Origin of the sequence: Streptomyces sp. NPDC057682 (assembly GCF_042799575.1) — a bacterium.
Lineage (GTDB): Bacteria > Actinomycetota > Actinomycetes > Streptomycetales > Streptomycetaceae > Streptomyces.
This window is the reverse complement of record NZ_JBHVIN010000007.1, coordinates 56,169-74,954: the sequence shown is the minus strand read 5'-3', so window position 1 is coordinate 74,954 and position 18,786 is coordinate 56,169. Positions and strand designations below refer to the sequence as shown.

The 18,786-nt window shown below is 73.1% G+C and carries 17 protein-coding genes; 11 read left to right on the top strand and 6 right to left on the bottom strand.

The annotated features are described in order from the left end of the window. Positions 1–29 precede the first annotated feature (29 nt). The 3 genes from ACFVDM_RS14605 to ACFVDM_RS14595 all read left to right on the top strand — a co-directional run bounded on the left by ACFVDM_RS14605 (position 30) and on the right by ACFVDM_RS14595 (position 3,813). Entirely contained in the window at positions 30–1,667 is a 1,638-nt protein-coding gene (locus tag ACFVDM_RS14605; RefSeq protein ID WP_383638249.1) for an ABC-F family ATP-binding cassette domain-containing protein, read from the top strand. A 218-nt stretch (positions 1,668–1,885) separates the two neighbouring features. Beyond that, on the top strand, positions 1,886–2,554 hold the full coding sequence (locus tag ACFVDM_RS14600; RefSeq protein WP_383638246.1) for a GntR family transcriptional regulator: 669 nt from the start codon (positions 1,886–1,888) through the stop codon (positions 2,552–2,554). Positions 2,555–2,604: 50 nt separating this feature from the next. Further along, complete coding sequence (locus ACFVDM_RS14595; protein WP_383638243.1) at positions 2,605–3,813, top strand: amidohydrolase family protein; 1,209 nt, start codon at positions 2,605–2,607, stop codon at positions 3,811–3,813. Positions 3,814–3,919: 106 nt separating this feature from the next. Here ACFVDM_RS14595 and ACFVDM_RS14590 read toward each other — a convergent pair whose 3' ends face one another. Then, positions 3,920–6,319, bottom strand: coding sequence for a Tex family protein (locus tag ACFVDM_RS14590; RefSeq protein WP_383638240.1), 2,400 nt, complete (start codon positions 6,317–6,319; stop codon positions 3,920–3,922). 154 nt (positions 6,320–6,473) lie between these two features. Beyond that, complete coding sequence (locus ACFVDM_RS14585; protein WP_383638237.1) at positions 6,474–7,331, bottom strand: hypothetical protein; 858 nt, start codon at positions 7,329–7,331, stop codon at positions 6,474–6,476. Positions 7,332–7,465: 134 nt separating this feature from the next. Between ACFVDM_RS14585 and ACFVDM_RS14580 the strand changes: the two genes are divergently transcribed. Together ACFVDM_RS14580 and ACFVDM_RS14575 are read left to right on the top strand one after the other, a co-directional pair. Next, complete coding sequence (locus ACFVDM_RS14580) at positions 7,466–8,458, top strand: GlxA family transcriptional regulator (RefSeq protein ID WP_383638233.1); 993 nt, start codon at positions 7,466–7,468, stop codon at positions 8,456–8,458. Between the two features lie 33 nt (positions 8,459–8,491). Then, positions 8,492–9,127 (top strand): DJ-1/PfpI family protein, encoded by a 636-nt coding sequence (locus ACFVDM_RS14575; RefSeq protein ID WP_383638230.1) that lies wholly within the window; start codon positions 8,492–8,494, stop codon positions 9,125–9,127. Here ACFVDM_RS14575 and ACFVDM_RS14570 read toward each other — a convergent pair. Beyond that, positions 9,114–9,899 carry an enoyl-CoA hydratase/isomerase family protein gene (locus ACFVDM_RS14570; protein WP_383638227.1) on the bottom strand — a complete coding sequence of 262 codons (786 nt, stop codon included), beginning with the start codon at positions 9,897–9,899 and terminating at the stop codon, positions 9,114–9,116. The genes ACFVDM_RS14575 and ACFVDM_RS14570 overlap by 14 nt on opposite strands. An 80-nt stretch (positions 9,900–9,979) precedes the next feature. Here ACFVDM_RS14570 and ACFVDM_RS14565 point away from each other — a divergent pair, with 80 nt between their 5' ends. Next, positions 9,980–10,588 carry an HdeD family acid-resistance protein gene (locus ACFVDM_RS14565; protein WP_383638224.1) on the top strand — a complete coding sequence of 203 codons (609 nt, stop codon included), beginning with the start codon at positions 9,980–9,982 and terminating at the stop codon, positions 10,586–10,588. A gap of 152 nt (positions 10,589–10,740) precedes the next feature. Next, positions 10,741–11,196, top strand: a complete 456-nt coding sequence (locus ACFVDM_RS14560) for an ATP-binding protein (protein WP_383638221.1) — start codon at positions 10,741–10,743, stop codon at positions 11,194–11,196. Positions 11,197–11,219: 23 nt separating this feature from the next. Here the strand turns inward: ACFVDM_RS14560 and idi are convergent, their stop codons facing one another. From idi to galE, 3 genes are all read right to left on the bottom strand, one after another. Next, positions 11,220–11,813 (bottom strand): isopentenyl-diphosphate Delta-isomerase, encoded by a 594-nt coding sequence (gene idi, locus ACFVDM_RS14555; RefSeq protein WP_383638218.1) that lies wholly within the window; start codon positions 11,811–11,813, stop codon positions 11,220–11,222. Positions 11,814–12,074: 261 nt separating this feature from the next. Then, the gene (locus ACFVDM_RS14550; protein WP_383638214.1) at positions 12,075–13,016 is read right to left on the bottom strand and encodes a cation diffusion facilitator family transporter; all 942 of its coding nucleotides are present in this window, start codon (positions 13,014–13,016) and stop codon (positions 12,075–12,077) included. Positions 13,017–13,182: 166 nt separating this feature from the next. Continuing rightward, a complete protein-coding gene (gene galE, locus ACFVDM_RS14545; protein ID WP_383638211.1) occupies positions 13,183–14,166 on the bottom strand; it encodes a UDP-glucose 4-epimerase GalE in 984 nt (327 codons plus the stop codon). Between the two features lie 297 nt (positions 14,167–14,463). On the opposite strand from galE, the gene ACFVDM_RS14540 reads away from it, so the two are divergent. From ACFVDM_RS14540 to ACFVDM_RS14525, 4 genes are read left to right on the top strand one after another with little or no spacing between them, the layout of a single operon-like run. Continuing rightward, positions 14,464–16,239 (top strand): DUF5941 domain-containing protein, encoded by a 1,776-nt coding sequence (locus ACFVDM_RS14540; protein ID WP_383639138.1) that lies wholly within the window; start codon positions 14,464–14,466, stop codon positions 16,237–16,239. Continuing rightward, complete coding sequence (locus ACFVDM_RS14535; RefSeq protein ID WP_383638208.1) at positions 16,236–16,973, top strand: sugar phosphate nucleotidyltransferase; 738 nt, start codon at positions 16,236–16,238, stop codon at positions 16,971–16,973. The genes ACFVDM_RS14540 and ACFVDM_RS14535 overlap by 4 nt, the downstream gene beginning before the upstream one ends. After that, on the top strand, positions 16,961–18,022 hold the full coding sequence (locus ACFVDM_RS14530; protein WP_383638205.1) for an iron-containing alcohol dehydrogenase family protein: 1,062 nt from the start codon (positions 16,961–16,963) through the stop codon (positions 18,020–18,022). Before ACFVDM_RS14535 ends, ACFVDM_RS14530 begins: the two co-directional genes overlap by 13 nt. Beyond that, the gene (locus ACFVDM_RS14525) at positions 18,000–18,779 is read left to right on the top strand and encodes a CDP-alcohol phosphatidyltransferase family protein (RefSeq protein ID WP_383638202.1); all 780 of its coding nucleotides are present in this window, start codon (positions 18,000–18,002) and stop codon (positions 18,777–18,779) included. Before ACFVDM_RS14530 ends, ACFVDM_RS14525 begins: the two co-directional genes overlap by 23 nt. The last annotated feature ends 7 nt before the right edge of the window (positions 18,780–18,786 follow it).

The window sequence follows — 18,786 nt, the reverse complement described above, 5'->3', positions numbered from 1 at the left end:
CACGGGGGCCGATTAGGATCGGCACCCTGATGACTGCCACTCTCGTCGCCAAGGACCTCGCCGCCGGACACGGCGACCGCACGCTCTTCGCCGGGCTCGACCTCGTGGTCGCGCCCGGCGACGTGATCGGTCTCGTCGGTGTCAACGGGGCCGGAAAATCGTCGCTGCTCCGCCTGCTCGCCGGGCTCGACCGGCCGGAGGAGGGGGAACTGCGGCTCTCCCCGCCCACCGCCACGGTCGGGCATCTGCCGCAGGAGCCCGAGCGCAGGCCGGGGGAGACCGTCCGGGAGTTCCTGGCCCGGCGCACCGGCGTCGCCGACGCGCAGCGGACCATGGACGAGGCCACCCAGGCCCTCGTCGACGGGGCACCGGGCGCCGACGACGCGTACGCCGAATCGCTGGAGCGCTGGCTGGCGCTGGGCGGCGCCGACCTGGACGAACGGGCCGAGGAGGTCGCGGCCGAACTGGGCCTCACCGTCGGTCTCGACCTGCCGATGACCGCCCTGTCCGGCGGCCAGGCGGCCCGCGCCGGACTCGCCTCGCTGCTGCTCTCGCGCTACGACGTCTTCCTGCTCGACGAGCCGACCAACGACCTGGACCTCGACGGCCTCGAACGCCTGGAGCGCTATGTCTCCGGGCTGCGCGCCGGCACCGTCGTCATCAGCCACGACCGCGAGTTCCTGATGCGCACGGTCACCAAGGTCCTCGAACTCGACCTGGCCCAGCAGCAGATCAACCTCTACGGCGGCGGCTACGCGGCCTATCTGGAGGAGCGCGAGCGGGCCCGCCGGCACGCCCGCGAGGAGTACGAGGAGTACGCGGACAAGCGCTCCGCGCTCGAAGGGCGCGCCCAGACGCAGCGCGCCTGGATGGACAAGGGCGTCAAGAACGCCCGCCGCAAGGCCACCGACTCCGACAAGATCGGCCGCAAGTTCCGCAGCGAGTCCAGCGAGAAGCAGGCGGCGAAGGCCCGCCAGACCCAGCGCATGATCGAACGGCTCGACGTCGTCGAGGAGCCCCGCAAGGAGTGGGAGCTGCGGATGGAGATCGCCGCCGCGCCGCGCTCCGGTTCCGTCGTGGCCACGCTGCGCGACGCGGAGGCGGTCCTCGGCGACTTCGCCTTCGGGCCGGTCTCGCTCCAGATCGACTGGGCGGACCGGGTCGCCATCACCGGGGCCAACGGGTCCGGGAAGTCCACGCTGCTGGCCGCGCTGCTGGGCCGGCTGCCGCTGGACGCGGGGCACGCGAGCCTGGGCTCGGGCGTGGTCGTCGGCGAGGTCGACCAGGCCAGGAAGCTGTTCCACGGCTCGGAGACCCTGCTGGAGGCGTTCTGCGCGGCCGTTCCCGACCAGGAGCCCGCCGATGTGCGCACCCTGCTCGCCAAGTTCGGGCTCCGGGCCGACCACGTCATGCGCCCGGCGACCACGCTCTCGCCGGGAGAGCGGACCCGGGCGGCCCTCGCCCTCCTCCAGGGCCGGGGCGTCAACCTCCTGGTGCTCGACGAGCCCACCAACCACCTGGACCTGCCGGCGATCGAGCAGCTGGAGTCGGCGCTCGACTCCTACACGGGGACGCTGCTGCTGGTCACGCACGACCGCCGGATGCTGGAGGCGGTCCGCACGACGCGGCGCGTGGAGGTGACGGCGGGCCGGATCACCGAGAGCTGACCCCCACCCGCCGCCTGGCCTCGCTTGGTATGCCAACGAGACCGGGCGGCGGTGTACCCGGCGGCCTTGGTCGGTGATTACCGCTTGCGCCGGTGTCCCGGATTGGCGTGGACGGCATCTTGGTATGCCAAATGGTACGGTCTCTGTCCTCGGCCGGTACCGCTCCCCGCGCTGCCCCGGCCGGTGAGCCCCCGCCCGCCGCCGAAGGAGACCCCACGATGACCGCACCGCCGGACGGCGCCGTCTCCCACGCCGACCGCGCCGAGCGCGCGATCCGCGCGGGCATCCTGTCCGGCGCGTACGCCCCCGGCGCACGGCTGCGCGAACGCGAGCTGTCCGACGCGCTCGGCATCTCCCGCATCCCGGTCCGCGAGGCGCTCACCCGGCTCAGCGGTGAGGGACTGGTGGTGAACGCCCCGCGCCGGGGCGCCTCCGTGCGCGCCCTCTCGCTGCGGGACGTGACCGAACTGTTCGACCTCCGCCTGAGCCTGGAGGTCTTCGCCGCCCGGCGCGCGGCCGAGGTTCGTGCCGCCGGCCGCGACGGAAGCCGGCTCACCGCGCTCATGGCCGCCGCCGAGGACGCCACCCGGCGCGGCGACACCGCCGCCGTCCCCGCCGCCAACACCGCCCTGCACGCCGAGATCGTCGCCATGACCGGCAACCGGCTGCTCGGGGACGCGTTCCGGCCCTCCCTGGGGCTGGTGCAGTGGCTCTTCACCCTCACCGCGGGCCGCGACCCGCGCGTCCAGTGCGCCGAGCACCGGGGCATCTGCGACGCGATCCAGTCCGGCCGGCCGGACCTGGCCGCGGCCCTCGCGTACGCGCACATCGAACACGGGCGGGTCCCCTCGCTCGACGCCCTGGCGGACGTCCTCCCGGCCGAGTGACGCCGCTCCTCCTCCCCGAACCGCCGACCGCACCACAGGAGAGACACCCCATGCTGATCACCGACGTCCGCCCCTGGGGCGGCGAGTCCAGCGACATCGAGGTCCGGGACGGTGTCATCGCCGCGATCACCGCGCACGACCCGGTCCGCGCCGCCGCGGACGACACCGTGGCCGGACGCGGACGGCTCGCCCTGCCCTCGTTCTCGGACGTCCACTGCCACCTGGACTCCACCCGGATGGGGCTGCCGTTCCGGCCGCACACCGGCGAAGGGGGCATCTGGGGCATGGTCATGAACGACCGCGCGCACTGGCGCGAGGACGAGTGGAGCGTCGCCGAGCGGGCCACGTACACCCTGGGCCGGATGATCGAGCGCGGGACGACCAGGGTCCGCAGCTACGCGCAGATCGACGCGGACTGCGGCCTGGAGCGGTTCGAGGGCGTCCTCGCCGCCAAGGAGGCGCACGCCGACCGGTGCGACGTCGAGATCATCGCCTTCCCGCAGGCCGGACTCCTGCGCGAGAAGGGCGTCCCCGAGCTGATCGACCGGGCCCTCTCCTCGGGCGCCGCCGTGGTCGGCGGCATCGACCCGTGCACCCTGGACCGCGACCCCGTACGCCACCTCGACGTCCTCTTCGACCTCGCCGAACGCCACCACGCCCCGGTCGACATCCACCTCCACGAGCCGGGCGCGCTCGGCGTGTTCAGCGTCGACCTGATCCTGGAACGGGTCCGCGCCCTCGGCATGGCCGGCCGGGTCTCGCTCTCGCACGCCTACGACCTCGGCGGCGTCGACGAGGCGACCACCCGCCGCCTCACCGAGGAGTTCGCCGAACTGGACATCGCCATGGCCACCGTCGCCCCGGCCCGGCACCGCTCGCTGCCGCTCACCGGACTCACGGCCGCCGGGGTGCGGGTCGGTCTCGGCGAGGACGGCCAGCGCGACTTCTGGTCGCCGTACGGCAACGGGGACATGCTGGACCGCACCTGGCAGCTCGCCTTCACCCACGACTACGGCGCGGACGAACTGATCGAGCACTGCGTGGCCGTGGCCACCGTCGGCGGCGCCTCGATCCTCCGGGACGGCCCGGCCCGGCTGACGTCCACGGCCGACCGTCCCGGCCTCGCGGTGGGCGACCCGGCCGATCTGCTGCTCGTGGAGGGCGAGACCGTCGTCTCCGCCGTGATGGACCGGAGCGGCGACCGCACGGTCCTGCACGCGGGCCGCGTCGTCGCCGACGGACTGGCCCTCGTCGGCTGACGGGAACGGCCGTCGCGCATCCCTCCCGGGGACGGGCGGCAACAGCCGGCGAGAACCGCCGAGGGGGGCGGAGCGGCCCGGCCGCACCCGCCCCCTCGGCCGTCCGCTACCGCTTCCCGCCACCCTGCTTCGGGTCCAGCAGTCCGGCCCTGCGCAGCGCGTCGGCCATCGCGCCGTTCGCGGGCGCCGCCGGGGCCTGACGCCCGCCGCCCCCGCCCCCGTTGCCGCGCCGGTCACGTCCCTGGCCGCCGCGCGCGCCCTGGCCGCCCTGGCCCTGCCGCTGCCTCGGCGGGCGCCCGCCGCGCTCGTTGCCCGGGTTCGCGGCCCCGGCCCCCGCCTCGTCGTCCAGCCGCAGCGTCAGCGAGATCCGCTTGCGCGGGATGTCGACCTCCATGACCTTCACCCGCACGACGTCACCCGGCTTCACGACGTCCCGGGGGTCCTTCACGAAGGTCCGGGACATCGCCGAGACGTGCACCAGCCCGTCCTGGTGCACACCGACGTCGACGAACGCGCCGAAGGCGGCCACGTTCGTCACGACGCCCTCCAGCACCATCCCGGCCTCCAGGTCGCCGATCTTCTCGACGCCCTCCTTGAACGTGGCCGTCCTGAAGGCGGGCCGGGGGTCGCGGCCCGGCTTCTCCAGCTCCTTGAGGATGTCGTTGACGGTCGGCAGCCCGAACCTCTCGTCCACGTAGTCCTCGGCCCGCAGCGAGCGCAGCGTCTGCGTGTTGCCGATCAGCGCCGCGACGTCCGCGCCGGTCCGCTTCACCATCGCGCGTACCACCGGGTACGCCTCCGGGTGCACGCTGGAGGCGTCCAGCGGGTCGTCGCCCCGGATCCGCAGGAAGCCCGCGCACTGCTCGTACGCCTTCGGGCCGAGCCTGGCCACGTCCTTGAGGCCCTTGCGGGAGCGGAACGGGCCGTTGGCGTCGCGGTGCGCCACGATGTTCTCGGCGAGCCCAGTACCGATGCCGGAGACCCGCGAGAGCAGCGGCGCCGACGCGGTGTTGACGTCGACCCCGACCCCGTTCACACAGTCCTCGACGACCGCGTCCAGCGAACGCGACAGCTTCACCTCGGACAGGTCGTGCTGGTACTGCCCGACCCCGATCGACTTCGGGTCGATCTTCACCAGCTCGGCCAGCGGGTCCTGGAGCCGGCGCGCGATCGACACGGCACCGCGCAACGACACGTCCATGTCCGGGAGTTCCTGCGAGGCGAAGGCCGACGCGGAGTACACCGAGGCGCCCGCCTCCGAGACCATCACCTTGGTGAGCTTCAGCTCCGGGTGCCGGGCGCACAGCTCACCGGCGAGCTTGTCGGTCTCGCGCGAGGCCGTGCCGTTGCCGATCGCGATCAGCTCCACGGCGTGCTCGCGCGCCAGCCGCTCCAGCTTCGCCAGCGCCTGGTCCCACTGGTTGGCCGGGACGTGCGGGTGGATGACGTCGGTGGCGACGACCTTGCCCGTCGCGTCCACGACGGCGACCTTCACCCCGGTGCGGAAACCGGGGTCGAGCCCCAGCGTGGCCCGCGTCCCGGCCGGCGCGGCGAGCAGCAGGTCCCGCAGGTTGGACGCGAAGACGCGCACCGCCTCGTCCTCCGCCGCCGTGCGCAGCCGCAGCCGCAGGTCGATGCCGAGGTGCACCAGGATCCGCGTCCGCCAGGCCCAGCGCACCGTGTCGCCCAGCCACTTGTCCCCGGGCCGCCCCCGGTCGCCGACGCCGAAGCGCCGGGCCACCATGTTCTCGTACGAGGACGGGCCGGGCGTCTCGGACGGCTCCTCCGGCTCCAGGACCAGATCGAGGACGTCCTCCTTCTCGCCCCGGAGCATCGCCAGCACCCGGTGCGAGGGCAGCGCGGTGAACGGCTCCGCGAAGTCGAAGTAGTCGGCGAACTTGGCGCCGGCCTCCTCCTTGCCCTCCCGGACCCGGGCCACCAGCCGCCCGCGCGACCACATCCGCTCGCGCATCTCGCCGATCAGGTCGGCGTCCTCCGAGAAGCGCTCGGTGAGGATGGCGCGGGCCCCCTCCAGGGCCGCCGCCGCGTCTGCGACGCCCTTGTCCGCGTCCACGAAGGCGGCCGCGGCGGCGAGCGGGTCCACCGACGGGTCGTCGAGCAGCCCCGAGGCCAGCGGTTCGAGACCGGCCTCGCGGGCGATCTGCGCCTTGGTCCGCCGCTTCGGCTTGAACGGCAGATAGATGTCCTCCAGGCGCGCCTTCGTGTCGGCCGCCCGGATCCGGGCCTCCAGCGCCTCGTCGAGCTTGCCCTGCTCGCGTACGGACTCCAGGACCGCCGTGCGCCGCTCCTCCAGCTCCCGCAGATAGCGCAGCCGCTCCTCCAGCGTGCGCAGCTGGGCGTCGTCCAGCATCTCGGTCGCTTCCTTGCGGTAGCGCGCGATGAACGGAACGGTCGAACCGCCGTCGAGCAGCTCGACGGCCGCCCTCACCTGTCGCTCCCGTACGCCGAGTTCCTCGGCGATCCTGCCTTCGATGGACATCGTCACGGTTCTACCGACTCGCCTTCTCCTGCTGGCTGTGCTGGTCGGGCCCGGGGCCGGCCGTGCGACCGGCCCCGGAGCCACTCGCCTGCATTGTGCCGGGTGGCCGGGTGCCGTGTCGCCCGACCGACCGGGACGGCCCGCGACGGCTTCGGTCCGGTCAGCCGGTGGCCTCCACCGGGAACGCCCCGGCGGCCAGCACGGTGTCCAGGAAGCCCCGGCCCAGCTCGGTCAGCCGGGCCGTGCCCACCCCGCCCAGATGCTCGTACGGGGCCAGGTCCAGCCGGTCCGTGGTCTCCTCCAGGGCGGTCCGCATCGCCGCGCCCTCCTCCGTCAGCGTGCCCTCGGCGGTGAGGTACCCGCGTCCGCGCAGCCGCTCGCGGGCGGCGTCCCAGTCGGTGCGCCGCCAGCCCCGGCTCGCCAGCAGCCAGCGCGGGGCCATGCCCTTGCCCGTGGCGGTGTGGCTGACCAGCGCCTCCAGCGGATCGAGGGAGGCGGTGAGGAGTGCGGCGAGATGGCCGTCGCCCCGGTGCTCGCGCAGCAGGGTCGCCGCGTGCCAGTAGGCCAGGTGCGGTTCGTCCGGCACCGGGAGATCGGCGAGCGCCCCGTACAGCGGCCGGGCGTGCCGGGTGCAGCCCTCGGTGGCGCGCAGGGCCAGTTCGGCGGCCTCGGCCATCTCGGGGGAGGCGACGGTCTCGTCGCCGAGCAGCCGGCGCAGCGTCGTGTCGGCGGCGCGCAGCCGGGCCGCGAGGACCGCGTCGGGGGAGGCGAGGTCCCAGACGGCGGGCACGTGCCGGGAGACGAAGGCGTGGTTGAAGTTGTAGAAGGCGGCGGTGACCGTGCCCGCGCCGACGGCGCCGAGCGGGGCGGCCCGCGTCGCGAAGTAGGCGGCGGACGGGTCGGCTATCCCGATGGCGGCCAGCTCCTTCGCCAGGTCGGGCGAGAAGTAGAGCGTCGAGTGGAACGGGTTGAGGGCGTTGTGGCAGCGGCGTCCGGCGCGGGGCGGCAGAGTACTCATACCCGCACGTTACCGACTGGTCGGTACGGCCCGGAACCCCCGGGTGGACGTGACCTGCGCCCGGCCGCGGCATGGCAGGAAAGGTGGGCAGAGCGTCATTGCGGCCATTCGTGGGCCCCCGCAGGATGGCGTGCATGAACCAGCGCACCGTCCTGGTCGTCCTCTTCGACGGCGTCCAGAGCCTCGACGTGACCGGCCCCATGGAGGTGTTCGCCGGCGCCGCCCGCTTCCCCGGCATCTCCTACGCGCTGCGCACCGCCTCGACCGACGGCGCCCCGGTCCGTACGTCGAGCGGGCTGACCCTGGTGCCCGACGGCCCGCTGGCCGGTGCCGCGACCCCGCACACCCTGCTCGTCCCCGGCGGGCAGGGCACCCGCGCCCCGGAACCGGCGCTGGTCGACTGGCTGCGCGCCCACGGGCCGCGCCCGGAGCGGCTGGTCTCCGTGTGCAGCGGGGCGCTGCTGCTCGCCGCCGCCGGCCAGCTCGACGGACACCGGGCCACCACCCACTGGAGCGTCTGCGACCATCTCGCCCGCACCTACCCGGACGTCGAGGTCGACCCCGAACCGATCTTCGTCCGCGACGGCAGGATCGCCACCTCCGCCGGGGTCACCGCGGGCATCGATCTCGCCCTGGCGCTCGTCGAGGAGGACCACGGCCGGGACGTCGCCCTGGCGATCGCCCGCCACCTCGTGGTCTTCCTGCGCAGGCCCGGCAACCAGTCCCAGTTCAGCGCCCAGCTCACCGCCCAGACCGCCCGCCGCGAACCGCTGCGCGAGGTCCAGCACTGGATCACCGAGCACCCGGCCGCCGACCTCTCGGTGGAGGCCCTCGCGGCCCGCGCCCGGCTCTCGCCGCGCCACTTCGCCCGCGCCTTCCGGGACGAGACCGGCACCACCCCCGGCCGCTACGTCGACCGGATCCGCCTCGAAGCCGCGCGCCGCCTGCTGGAGGACACCACCGACGGTGTCGCCGGCATCGCGCGCGCCAGCGGCTACGGCACGCCCGAGGCGATGCGCCGGGCCTTCCTCAGGGCGCTCGGCACCGGGCCCGCCGAATACCGGCGGCGCTTCAGCACCCGTCCGGCGGGCGGCCCGCCCGCCGCCACCGACCACCCCGGTCACTGACCGGACGACCCACCGAAAGGCAGGCAGTCACCCATGCGGATCGCCATCCTCCTCTTCGACCGCTTCACGGCCCTGGACGCCGTCGGACCGTACGAGATCCTGTCCCGCGCCCCCGGAGCCGAGACGGTCTTCGTCGCCGAGACCGCCGGGCCGGTGCGCAACGACAGCGCGAGTCTGGCCCTGGTCGCCGACCGGACGCTCGACGAGGTCCCGGACCCCGATCTGGTGATCGTCCCCGGTGGCCCCGGACAGGACGCCCAGATGGAGAACGAGGCCCTGCTCGGCTGGCTGCGCCGGGCCGACGCCGCCAGCACCTGGACGACGTCCGTCTGCACCGGCTCCCTGCTCCTGGCGGCCGCCGGACTGCTGACCGGACGCCGCGCCACCTCCCACTGGCTGGCCCTGGACACGCTGAAGGCGTACGGCGCCGAACCGACCGGGGAGCGCGTGGTCAGCGACGGCAAGTACGTCACCGCCGCGGGGGTGTCGTCCGGCATCGACATGGGGCTGACCCTGCTCGGCCGGATCGCGGGCGAGCGGCACGCCCAGGCCGTCCAGCTGCTGACCGAGTACGACCCGCAACCGCCCTACGACGCCGGGTCCCCGGCGAAGGCACCCGCCGCGCTGGTCGAGGAGTGGCGGGGGAGGAGCCGCTTCATCCTGCGGTGAGCTGACCGTCCTCCGGGGCGCCGGCGGGCCAGGTGAAACGCGGGGTGCGGCGCTCCAGGAAGGCGGCGACGCCCTCCGCGGTGTCCCCGCTCCGGCGGGCCTGCTCCGTCCAGTACGCGTCCCGGTCCTCCCGCCCCGCGGCGAACTCCTTGGCCGCGGCCTGGGTCAGCCGCGAGCGGGAGACCAGGGTGCGGGCGTACTCCCCGACCCGCCGGTCGAACGCGTCCTCCGGCAGCACCTCGTCCACCAGCCCGGTCCGCAGCGCCCGCCCGGCGTCGATCAGCTCACCGGAGAACAGCAGATGCTTGGCGGTCGCCGGGCCGGTCAGCGCGACCAGCCGGCGGGTGGACGAGGCGGGGTAGACGATGCCCAGCCGGGCCGGGGTGACCCCGAACGACGCGCCCTCCCGCGCGAACCGCAGATCACAGGCGGCGGCGAGCTGGCTGCCGCCGCCCACGCAGTAGCCGCGCACCGCGGCGAGCGTCGGCAGCGGGAACGCGGCGAGCGCCTCCTCGGCCGCCACGGCCAGCGCCTGCGGCTCGTGCGAGGGATCGCGCAGCGAGGAGATGTCCGCCCCCGCGCAGAAGGTCTCCCCGGCCCCGGTCAGCACCAGGGCGCCCACGGAGGCGTCGGCGGCCAGCTTCTCCAGGAGCACCGGCAGCGACCGCCACATCGCCGCCGTCATCGCGTTGCGCTTGGCGGGGTTGCTGATCACGACGGTGGCGACGCCGTCCGCGACGGCGTGCTCCAGCCGGGGTTCCGTACGGTCCATGGGCCGGATGCTATCCACCGCCCCCGAACCTATGATCAGGAAGGGGTCGCGAAGCAGGTACGCACCCTGAGGAGTACGCCGTGGCCGATCCGGTGAAAGAGGGCAGGAGGCTCCACCGCAGTTTCGGCGGTCTGGCCCTGCTCGGCATCCTTCTCGTCGTCGCCGGACTGGTGGGGCTCGTCTACACGGGCGTGGCGACGCTCACCTCGATGATCCTCTTCGGCTGGCTGCTGCTCATCGGCGGCCTGGTCGGTCTGGTGCACGCCGTGCAGTCGCGCGGCACCAGCTACTTCTGGCTCGGCGTGGTGGTCGCGGCGCTGAACATCGCGGCCGGGGTCGTCGTCATCCGCCATCCGCACGGCACCGCCGAGGCCCTGACGATGTTCGCGGCGCTGCTCTTCCTGACCGGCGGGGTGTTCCGCCTGGTCGGCAGTGTGGTGGTGCGCGGCCCCCAGTTCGGCTGGACGCTGCTCCAGGGTGCCTTCGGGCTGCTGCTGGGGCTGCTGGTCCTCTTCGACTGGCCGCACAGCAGCCTCTACGTCCTGGGCTGCTTCTTCTCGCTGGCCCTGCTCTTCGACGGACTCGGGCTCATCGCCGTCGGAGTGGGCGGCCGGCGGATCGTCTCGCTCGTCTCGGAGCAGATGACCCCCGAGGGCACCGGCCTCGATACACGAACAGAAGAAGAGTAGAAGCGGTCCGAAAGCTGATGGGCTCGGAAGAAGTCGACCAAATCACGTCGATATAAGTCGACTTCTGTTCAGTAGGACGGACCGGCCCGACTACGCCCCGCACCCTGTACTCGACGTGCAGTCACCATCGAGGCGAGAGCGGGTACCGGACTATGGAGAGCCGCGGGAGTGTCCCCGCCCGGCCCGTGTCGTACGAGGGGGTCTGGCGCTTCACGGCCCCGGCCACCGACGCCTCCGTACCCCGGGCCCGGCACGCGGTGCGCGATCTGCTGGCACGCCAGGGCGTGCCCCTGGACGAGGACATCGCCCAGGGCCTGCTGCTCATCGTCTCGGAGCTCGTGACGAACGCGGTGAAGCACGCCGCTCTCCTCTCCCCGGAACTGGCGGTCGAGGTCGCCGTGAACGCCGAGTGGATCAGGGTCGCGGTGGAGGACAACCACCCCTACCGCCCCACGGCCCTGGAGACGGACTACGCGCAGACCGGCGGACGCGGGCTGCTGCTGGTCCGGGAGATCACCCGCGAGGCGGGCGGCAGCTGCGACGTGGAGCACACCGCGAGCGGCGGGAAGATCATCTGGGCGGCGCTGCCGCTCCGCACGCTTCCCTGACCCGCCGCCGCGGCATCCGCGTCCTACCAGCCGGCGGACGGTCCCGTCAGCTCCCTGATCGCCGGACGGGCGGCGTCCAGCACGGTCATGAACCACGCGGAGAACGGGCCCTCGGCATGCCGCTCGGCCAACTCCCCGGCCGTCACGAACACCGTCTCGCCCACCTCCTCCGCATCCGGCCGCGGCAGCTCCCGCACCAGGCCCACGAAGAGGTGGTTGAACTCCTGCTCGACCAGCCCGGAGGCGGGGTCCGGGTGGTTGTAGCGCACCGTGCCCGCCTCGGCCATCAGCGAGGGCGAGACCCCCAGCTCCTCGTACGTGCGCCGGGCGGCGGCGGCGAAGGGCGCCTCGCCCGGGTACGGGTGACCGCAGCAGGTGTTGGACCAGACGCCGGGGGAGTGGTACTTGCCGAGCGCGCGGCGCTGGAGGAGCAGCCGCCCCTTCTCGTCGAAGAGGAACACGGAGAAGGCCCGGTGCAGCAGGCCGGGCGCGAGGTGCGCGGCCAGCTTCTCCTCCGTGCCGATGGTGGTGCCGTTCTCGTCGACCAGTTCGAGCATGATCGCTTCTGCTGCGCTGTCCGACGAGGTGTTCGCCGCGGTGGCTGGTGTGGTCGGCATACCCATCCTTCGCATGTGTTCAGACGCCCCCGGGGTCCGGCGCCCGTGTGCCGGTCCCGTCGAGTCCGGCCCAGTCTGCCGTACAAAAGCGGCTTGTCCGTACTTCGGGTCCAGGCATGTCCGGTTCCGTACGCCGACGCGAGGAGGCGGGACCGGACACGGCGTCAGGTCGGGCGGAGAAGAGGTCCCGCACCGCCGAAGGCGAACGGCGCGTCCGCGAAACCCTACACGCCGGGCCCCCGCGGCCCGGGGTGGCGGCCGTCAGTGGCAGAGCCGGGCCTCGTGCTCCGCGTGACCGCTCGGCTCCAGCTGGAAGGTGCAGTGCTCCACGTCGAAATGGTCACCGAGACACCCCTGCAGTTCGTGCAGCAGCTTCTCGTGCCCCACCGAGTCGAGGAAGTCCTGCTGCACCACCACATGGGCGGAGAGCACCGGCATCCCCGAGGTGATCGTCCAGGCGTGCAGATCGTGGACGTCCAGCACCCCGGGCAGGGCCGTGATGTGGTCGCGCACCTCGTCCATGTCGACCCCGGGGGGAGCCGCCTCCAGCAGCACGTTCAGCGTCTCGCGGAGCAGCTTCACCGTCCTCGGGACGATCATCAGCCCGATCACCAGCGAGGCGACGGGGTCCGCCGCCTGCCAGCCGGTCGCCATGATGACGCCGGCCGAGACCAGCACCGTCACCGAGCCGAGGGTGTCGGCGAGCACCTCCAGATAGGCGCCCCGCACATTGAGGCTCTCCTTCTGCCCGCGCATCAGCAGCGACAGCGACACCATGTTGGCGACCAGACCCACCACGGCGAAGGCGATCGTCAGCCCGCCCCGGGTCTCGGTGGGGGTGATGAAGCGGTCCACCGCCTCGTAGAGCAGGAAGCCGCCCACCCCCAGCAGCAGCAGACAGTTGGCCAGGGCGGCCAGGATCTCGGCGCGGGCGTAGCCGAAGGTGCGGTTCGGCCCGGCCGGCCGGTTGGCGAAGTGGATCGCCAGCAGCGCCATGCCCAGGCCCAGCGAGTCGGTCGCCATGTGCGCCGCGTCGGCGATCAGCGCGAGCGAACCCGACAGCACGCCCCCGACGACCTCCATCACCGTCACGCCCAGGGTGATGGCCAGCGCGATCCGCAGCCGCCCCTTGTGCGCGGCCGCGGCCGTGCCGGTGGGCGGCGGCCCGCCGTGCGCGTGTCCGTGATCGTGCCCTGCCCCCATGAGGACGCCTCCCGGTCGTCTGCGAAAACCGGACGGAACCGCCCGGACCCGGTTCAGTCAACTACGGGTGGGGGGTATAGGGCAACACGGCACTGAACACGGTTATCAACTCCCCTGACCTGCGGAAATGTCCCCAGGTCAGAGGAGTGCGGGCACCCCGGACCGGTCAGCGCGCCACCGTCGGCGGATGGTGCAGCCGCCAGCCCTCCCAGGCCGACTCCACCATGTCGCGCACCCCGCGCCGGGCCGTCCAGCCCAGCTCCCCGGAGATCCGGTCGCACGAGGCGACCGCCTTCGCGGCATCACCGGGACGCCGCGGTTCGACCACCGGCTTCGTGCTGAGCCCGGTGACCTCCGCCACCAGATCCGCCAGCTCCCGCACCGAGACGCCCTCGCCCCGGCCGATGTTCACGGTCAGGTCGCCGGGCTCGTCCCGTTCCGCCAGCCGGCGGGCGACGGCGAGGTGCGCGTCGGCCAGATCCGCCACGTGGATGTAGTCGCGGATGCCGGTGCCGTCGGGCGTGGGGTAGTCGGCCCCGAAGATCCGGGGCCCCTCGCCCCGGGTCAGCCGGTCGAAGAACATCGGGATCACATTGAAGACACCCAGGTCCGCGAGGCCCGGCTCGGCGGCGCCTGCCACGTTGAAATAGCGCAGACAGCCGGTGGACAGCCCGTGCGCCCGCCCCGCAGCCCGCACCAGCCACTCGCCGGCGAGCTTCGTCTCGCCGTACGGGTTGATCGGGACGCAGGGCTCCTCCTCGGTGATCAGCTCCGCCGCGGGGACGCCGTACACCGCCGCCGACGAGGAGAACAGGAAGCTGCGCACGCCCGCGGCGACGACCGCCTCCAGCAGGACGGTCAGCCCCGTCACGTTCTCCCGGTAGTAGTGCAGCGGACGCTCCACCGACTCCCCGACCTGCTTCTTCGCTGCGAGATGCACCACACCGCTCACCGCGTGCCCGGCCAGCACCCGGTCGAGCAGCGCACGGTCGGAGACCGAGCCGCGGACCAGCTCGACCCCGTCCGCCAGCCGCTCGGGGCGGCCCGTGGACAGATCGTCCAGGACGACCACCCGCTCCCCGGCCTCCCGCATCGCCCGCACCACATGGGCCCCGATGTATCCCGCTCCGCCAGTGATCAGCCATGTCATGCGGGCCAGACTACGAGACGCCGGACGGCCCCCCGCCCCCGCGTTTTGTCAGCCGAGGCGGCCATCGACCATGATGATCGCGGACGCGGTCGCATGATGTCGGTCCACCCCGAACGGACCACAAACGGGCAGTGAACTCCCGCTTCCGTTCATCCGATAGCCTCTGCCGACATGCCGCCGGCCGTATCCAGGCCGCGCTGTCGCGCGCCGACCCGTGTCAGCACCAAGGAGTGAGTTCGTCTGTCGACCGCCATTCTCACCGGTGCCCCGGTACCCGGATCCCCGCTCCAGGACGATCTGCGGTCGCTGGGCTTCGACGTCCAGACCGCCCCCGACGTGTCCCGGGCGGCGGCGCTGCTCTCCGAGGTCCCCGCCGGTCACCGCGTCGCCCTCGTCGACCCCCGCTTCGTCGGGCACGTCCACGCCCTGCGCCTCGGACTCACCGACCCGCGCTTCCCCGCCGCCGCCGTCCCCGGGGCGCTCACCGTGCAGCCCGAGGCGCGCGCCGCCCTGGTCGGCGCCCTGCGCACCACCACCGAGGCGGTGGGCGCGGGCGTCCCCGCGGGCCCGCCCGGAGCCACCGCCGTGGTCACCGACCGCACGGTGCCCGGCCGGCTGGCCGCCACCATGGACGCCGAGGGCACCGCGGTCCAGCGCCCGGAGCTGGGCACCCTGGTCGCCGCCGTGCCGGCCGACGAGCCCGCCCGCGCCGCCGCACGGGCCCGGGTGGCCGAGGTCGACGACGAGGCGGTGCGGCTGCGCAGTGCCGTGAAGGCCCGCGACGGCTTCTTCACCACGTACTGCATCAGCCCGTACTCGCGCTATCTCGCGCGCTGGTGCGCGCGCCGCGGGCTCACCCCGAACCAGGTCACCACCGCCTCGCTGCTCACCGCGCTGATCGCGGCCGGCTGCGCGGCCACCGGCACCCGCGGCGGATACGTCGCCGCCGGGATCCTGCTCCTCCTCTCCTTCGTGCTGGACTGCACCGACGGGCAGCTCGCCCGCTACTCCCTGCAGTACTCCACGATGGGCGCCTGGCTGGACGCCACCTTCGACCGGGCCAAGGAGTACGCGTACTACGCGGGCCTGGCCCTCGGCGCCGCACGCGGCGGGGAGGACGTCTGGGCCCTGGCGCTCGGCGCGATGGTCCTCCAGTCCTGCCGGCACATCATCGACTTCTCGTTCAACGAGGCCAACCACGACGCGGTCGCGAACAGCAGCCCCACCGCCGCCCTCTCCGACAAGCTCGACAGCGTCGGCTGGACGGTCTGGGTGCGCCGCATGATCGTGCTCCCGATCGGCGAGCGCTGGGCGATGATCGCCGTGCTCACCGCCCTCACCACCCCGCGCATCGTCTTCTACGCCCTGCTCGTCGGTTGCGCCTTCGCCGCCTGCTACACCACGGCGGGCCGGCTGCTGCGCTCCGTGACCCGCCGGGCCCGGCGCACCGACCGCGCCGCCCAGGCCCTCGCGGACCTCGCCGACTCCGGACCGGTCGCCGAGCTGGTGGCCGCCCGCGCGCCGAGGATCGGCGGTGCCTGGACCGCCCCGGTCGTCGCGATCGTCGGGGCCGGCGCCCTGATCGCCGCCGCGCTCCAGCAGCCCTTCGGCAGCCGCCAGACGATCATCGCCGCCGCGTTCTACGCCGTCTGCTCCGGCATAGCCGTGGCCCGCCCCCTCAAGGGCGCGCTCGACTGGCTCGTGCCCCCGGTCTTCCGGGCGGCGGAGTACTGCACGATCCTGATCCTGGCCGCCCGCAGCGACGTCGACGGGGCGCTCCCCGCGGCCTTCGGCCTGGTCGCCGCCGTCGCCTACCACCACTACGACACGGTGTACCGCATCCGCGGCGGCTCCGGAGCCCCGCCCGCGTGGCTGGTGCGCACCATCGGCGGACACGAGGGCCGGACCCTCGTCGTCACCGTCCTCGCCGCCGTCCTCACGGCACCCTCCGACTTCACCACGGCCCTCACCGTCCTCGCGGTGGCCGTCGCGCTCGTCGTGCTCGTGGAGTCCATCCGCTTCTGGGTGTCCTCCGGGGCACCCGCCGTCCACGACGAAGGAGAACCCGCATGATCGGCCTCGTACTGGCAGCCGGCGCAGGGCGGCGGCTGCGCCCCTACACCGACACGCTCCCCAAGGCCCTCGTGCCCGTCGACGGCGACAGAACGGTCCTCGACCTCACCCTCGCCAACTTCGCCGCGATCGGTCTCACCGAGGCCGCGATCGTCGTCGGCTACCGCAAGGAGGCCGTCTACGCGCGCAAGGAGGAGCTGGAGGCGACGTACGGCCTGAAGCTCACCCTCGTCGACAACGACAAGGCCGAGGAGTGGAACAACGCCTACTCCCTGTGGTGCGCCCGTGACGTGCTCAAGCGCGGCGTGATCCTCGCCAACGGCGACACCGTGCACCCGGTCTCCGTCGAGAAGACGCTGCTCGCCGCCCGCGGCGAGGGCAAGAAGATCATCCTCGCCCTCGACACGGTGAAGCGGCTCGCCGACGAGGAGATGAAGGTCGTCGTCGAGGACGGCAAGGGCGTCCGCCGGATCACCAAGCTGATGGACCCGGCCGAGGCCACCGGCGAGTACATCGGCGTCACCCTCATCGAGGCCGAGGCCGCCGAGGAACTGGCGGACGCGCTGAAGACCACCTTCGAGCGCGACCCCGACCTCTACTACGAGGACGGCTACCAGGAGCTGGCCGACCGCGGCTTCACGGTCGACGTGGAGCCGATCGGCGACGTGACATGGGTCGAGATCGACAACCACGAGGACCTCGCCAAGGGCCGGGAGATCGCATGCCGGTACTGACCCGACTCATCCCCTCCCCGGTCTTCGTCGACATCAGCCGGGGCGCCATGGACGATCTGGCCGGCCTCCTGGTCGACCAGCGGATCTCCGGCTCCGGCAAGCTCGCCATCGCGATCAGCGCCGGCTCCGGACTGGCGCTGCGCGAGAAGCTGGCCCCCGCTCTTCCGGGCGCCGACTGGTACTGCGTGGCCTCCGGTGACATCGATGCCGCCGTGCAGCTCGCGGACGACATCAAGGGCAAGCGTTACGACGCCGTGGTCGGCCTCGGCGGCGGCAAGATCATCGACGTGGCGAAGTACGCCGCGGCGCGGGTCGGCCTGCCGCTGGTCTCGGTCGCCACCAACCTGGCCCACGACGGCCTCTGCTCGCCCGTCGCCACCCTGGACAACGACAACGGCCGGGGCTCCTACGGGGTCCCGATGCCGATCGCCATGGTCATCGACCTCTCCGTCATCCGCGAGGCCCCGGACCGCTTCGTCCGCTCCGGCGTCGGCGACGCGATCTCCAACATCTCCGCGATCGCCGACTGGGAGCTCTCGCACCGGGTCAACGGCGAGCCGGTCGACGGACTGGCCGCCGCCATGGCCCGTACCGCGGGCGAGGCCGTCCTGCGCCACCCCGGCACCGTCGCCGACGACGAGTTCCTCACCGTCCTCGCGGAGTCGCTGGTCCTCTCCGGCATCGCCATCTCCATCAGCGGCGACACCCGGCCCTCGTCCGGCGCCTGCCACGAGATCAGCCACGCCTTCGACCTGCTCTTCCCCCGTCGGGCCGCCAGCCACGGCGAGCAGGTCGGCCTCGGTGCCGCCTTCGCCATGCACCTGCGCGGCGCCAGGGACGAGTCCGGGCTCTTCGCCGAGGTCCTGCGCCGGCACGGCCTGCCGGTCCTGCCCGAGGAGATCGGCTTCAGCGCCGACGAGTTCGTGCAGGCCGTCGAGTACGCCCCGCAGACCCGTCCGGGACGCTTCACGGTCCTGGAACACCTCAACCTCTCCACCGACCAGATCAGGGACGCGTACGCCGACTATGCCAAGACCATCAGTAGCTGAACTCCGCCCGGTCGTTCACCCGCCGGGGGTCAAGGACCGGCGCAGCGGCGAGCACTGGGCGGGCCGGATATACATGCGCGAGGTCTCCCTGCGCGTGGACCGGTACCTGGTGAACACGAGGGTGACGCCCAACCAGCTCACCTATCTGATGACCGTCGCCGGAGTGCTCGCCGCCCCGGCCCTGCTCGTACCGGGCATCCCCGGCGCACTGCTCGGCGTCCTCATGGTCCAGCTCTATCTGCTGTTGGACTGTGTGGACGGCGAGCTGGCGCGCTGGAAGAAGCAGTTCTCGCTGGGCGGGGTCTACCTGGACCGCGTCGGCGCCTATCTGTGCGACGCGGCCGTGCTGGTCGGCTTCGGCCTGCGCGCCGCCGATCTGTGGGGCAGCGGGCGCATCGACTGGCTCTGGGCCTTCCTCGGCACCCTGGCCGCCCTGGGCGCCATCCTGATCAAGGCCGAGACCGACCTCGTCGGCGTCGCGCGCCACCAGGGCGGACTGCCGCCCGTCAAGGAATCGGCCTCGGAGCCGCGCTCCTCCGGCATGGCGCTGGCGCGCCGGGCCGCCGGCGCGCTCAAGTTCCACCGGCTGATCCTCTGTGTCGAGGCGTCCCTGGTGATCCTGGTCGCGGCCGTGCTCGACGCCGTCCGCGACGATCTGTTCTTCAGCCGTCTCGCGGTGGCGGTGCTGGCCGGCATCGCGCTGCTCCAGACGCTCCTCCACCTCGTGTCGGTCCTGGCATCGAGCAGGCTCAAGTGAGTTCCCC

Excerpts from the sequence above, each read along its gene's own strand:
- ACFVDM_RS14605 (WP_383638249.1), top strand. The coding sequence starts at position 30 with ATGACTGCCACTCTCGTCGCCAAGGACCTCGCCGCCGGACACGGCGAC.
- ACFVDM_RS14600 (WP_383638246.1), top strand. The coding sequence starts at position 1,886 with ATGACCGCACCGCCGGACGGCGCCGTCTCCCACGCCGACCGCGCCGAG.
- ACFVDM_RS14595 (WP_383638243.1), top strand. The coding sequence starts at position 2,605 with ATGCTGATCACCGACGTCCGCCCCTGGGGCGGCGAGTCCAGCGACATC.
- ACFVDM_RS14585 (WP_383638237.1), bottom strand. The coding sequence starts at position 7,331 with ATGAGTACTCTGCCGCCCCGCGCCGGACGCCGCTGCCACAACGCCCTC.
- ACFVDM_RS14580 (WP_383638233.1), top strand. The coding sequence starts at position 7,466 with ATGAACCAGCGCACCGTCCTGGTCGTCCTCTTCGACGGCGTCCAGAGC.
- ACFVDM_RS14575 (WP_383638230.1), top strand. The coding sequence starts at position 8,492 with ATGCGGATCGCCATCCTCCTCTTCGACCGCTTCACGGCCCTGGACGCC.
- ACFVDM_RS14570 (WP_383638227.1), bottom strand. The coding sequence starts at position 9,899 with ATGGACCGTACGGAACCCCGGCTGGAGCACGCCGTCGCGGACGGCGTC.
- ACFVDM_RS14560 (WP_383638221.1), top strand. The coding sequence starts at position 10,741 with ATGGAGAGCCGCGGGAGTGTCCCCGCCCGGCCCGTGTCGTACGAGGGG.
- idi (WP_383638218.1), bottom strand. The coding sequence starts at position 11,813 with ATGCCGACCACACCAGCCACCGCGGCGAACACCTCGTCGGACAGCGCA.
- ACFVDM_RS14550 (WP_383638214.1), bottom strand. The coding sequence starts at position 13,016 with ATGGGGGCAGGGCACGATCACGGACACGCGCACGGCGGGCCGCCGCCC.
- galE (WP_383638211.1), bottom strand. The coding sequence starts at position 14,166 with ATGACATGGCTGATCACTGGCGGAGCGGGATACATCGGGGCCCATGTG.
- ACFVDM_RS14535 (WP_383638208.1), top strand. The coding sequence starts at position 16,236 with ATGATCGGCCTCGTACTGGCAGCCGGCGCAGGGCGGCGGCTGCGCCCC.
- ACFVDM_RS14530 (WP_383638205.1), top strand. The coding sequence starts at position 16,961 with ATGCCGGTACTGACCCGACTCATCCCCTCCCCGGTCTTCGTCGACATC.
- ACFVDM_RS14525 (WP_383638202.1), top strand. The coding sequence starts at position 18,000 with ATGCCAAGACCATCAGTAGCTGAACTCCGCCCGGTCGTTCACCCGCCG.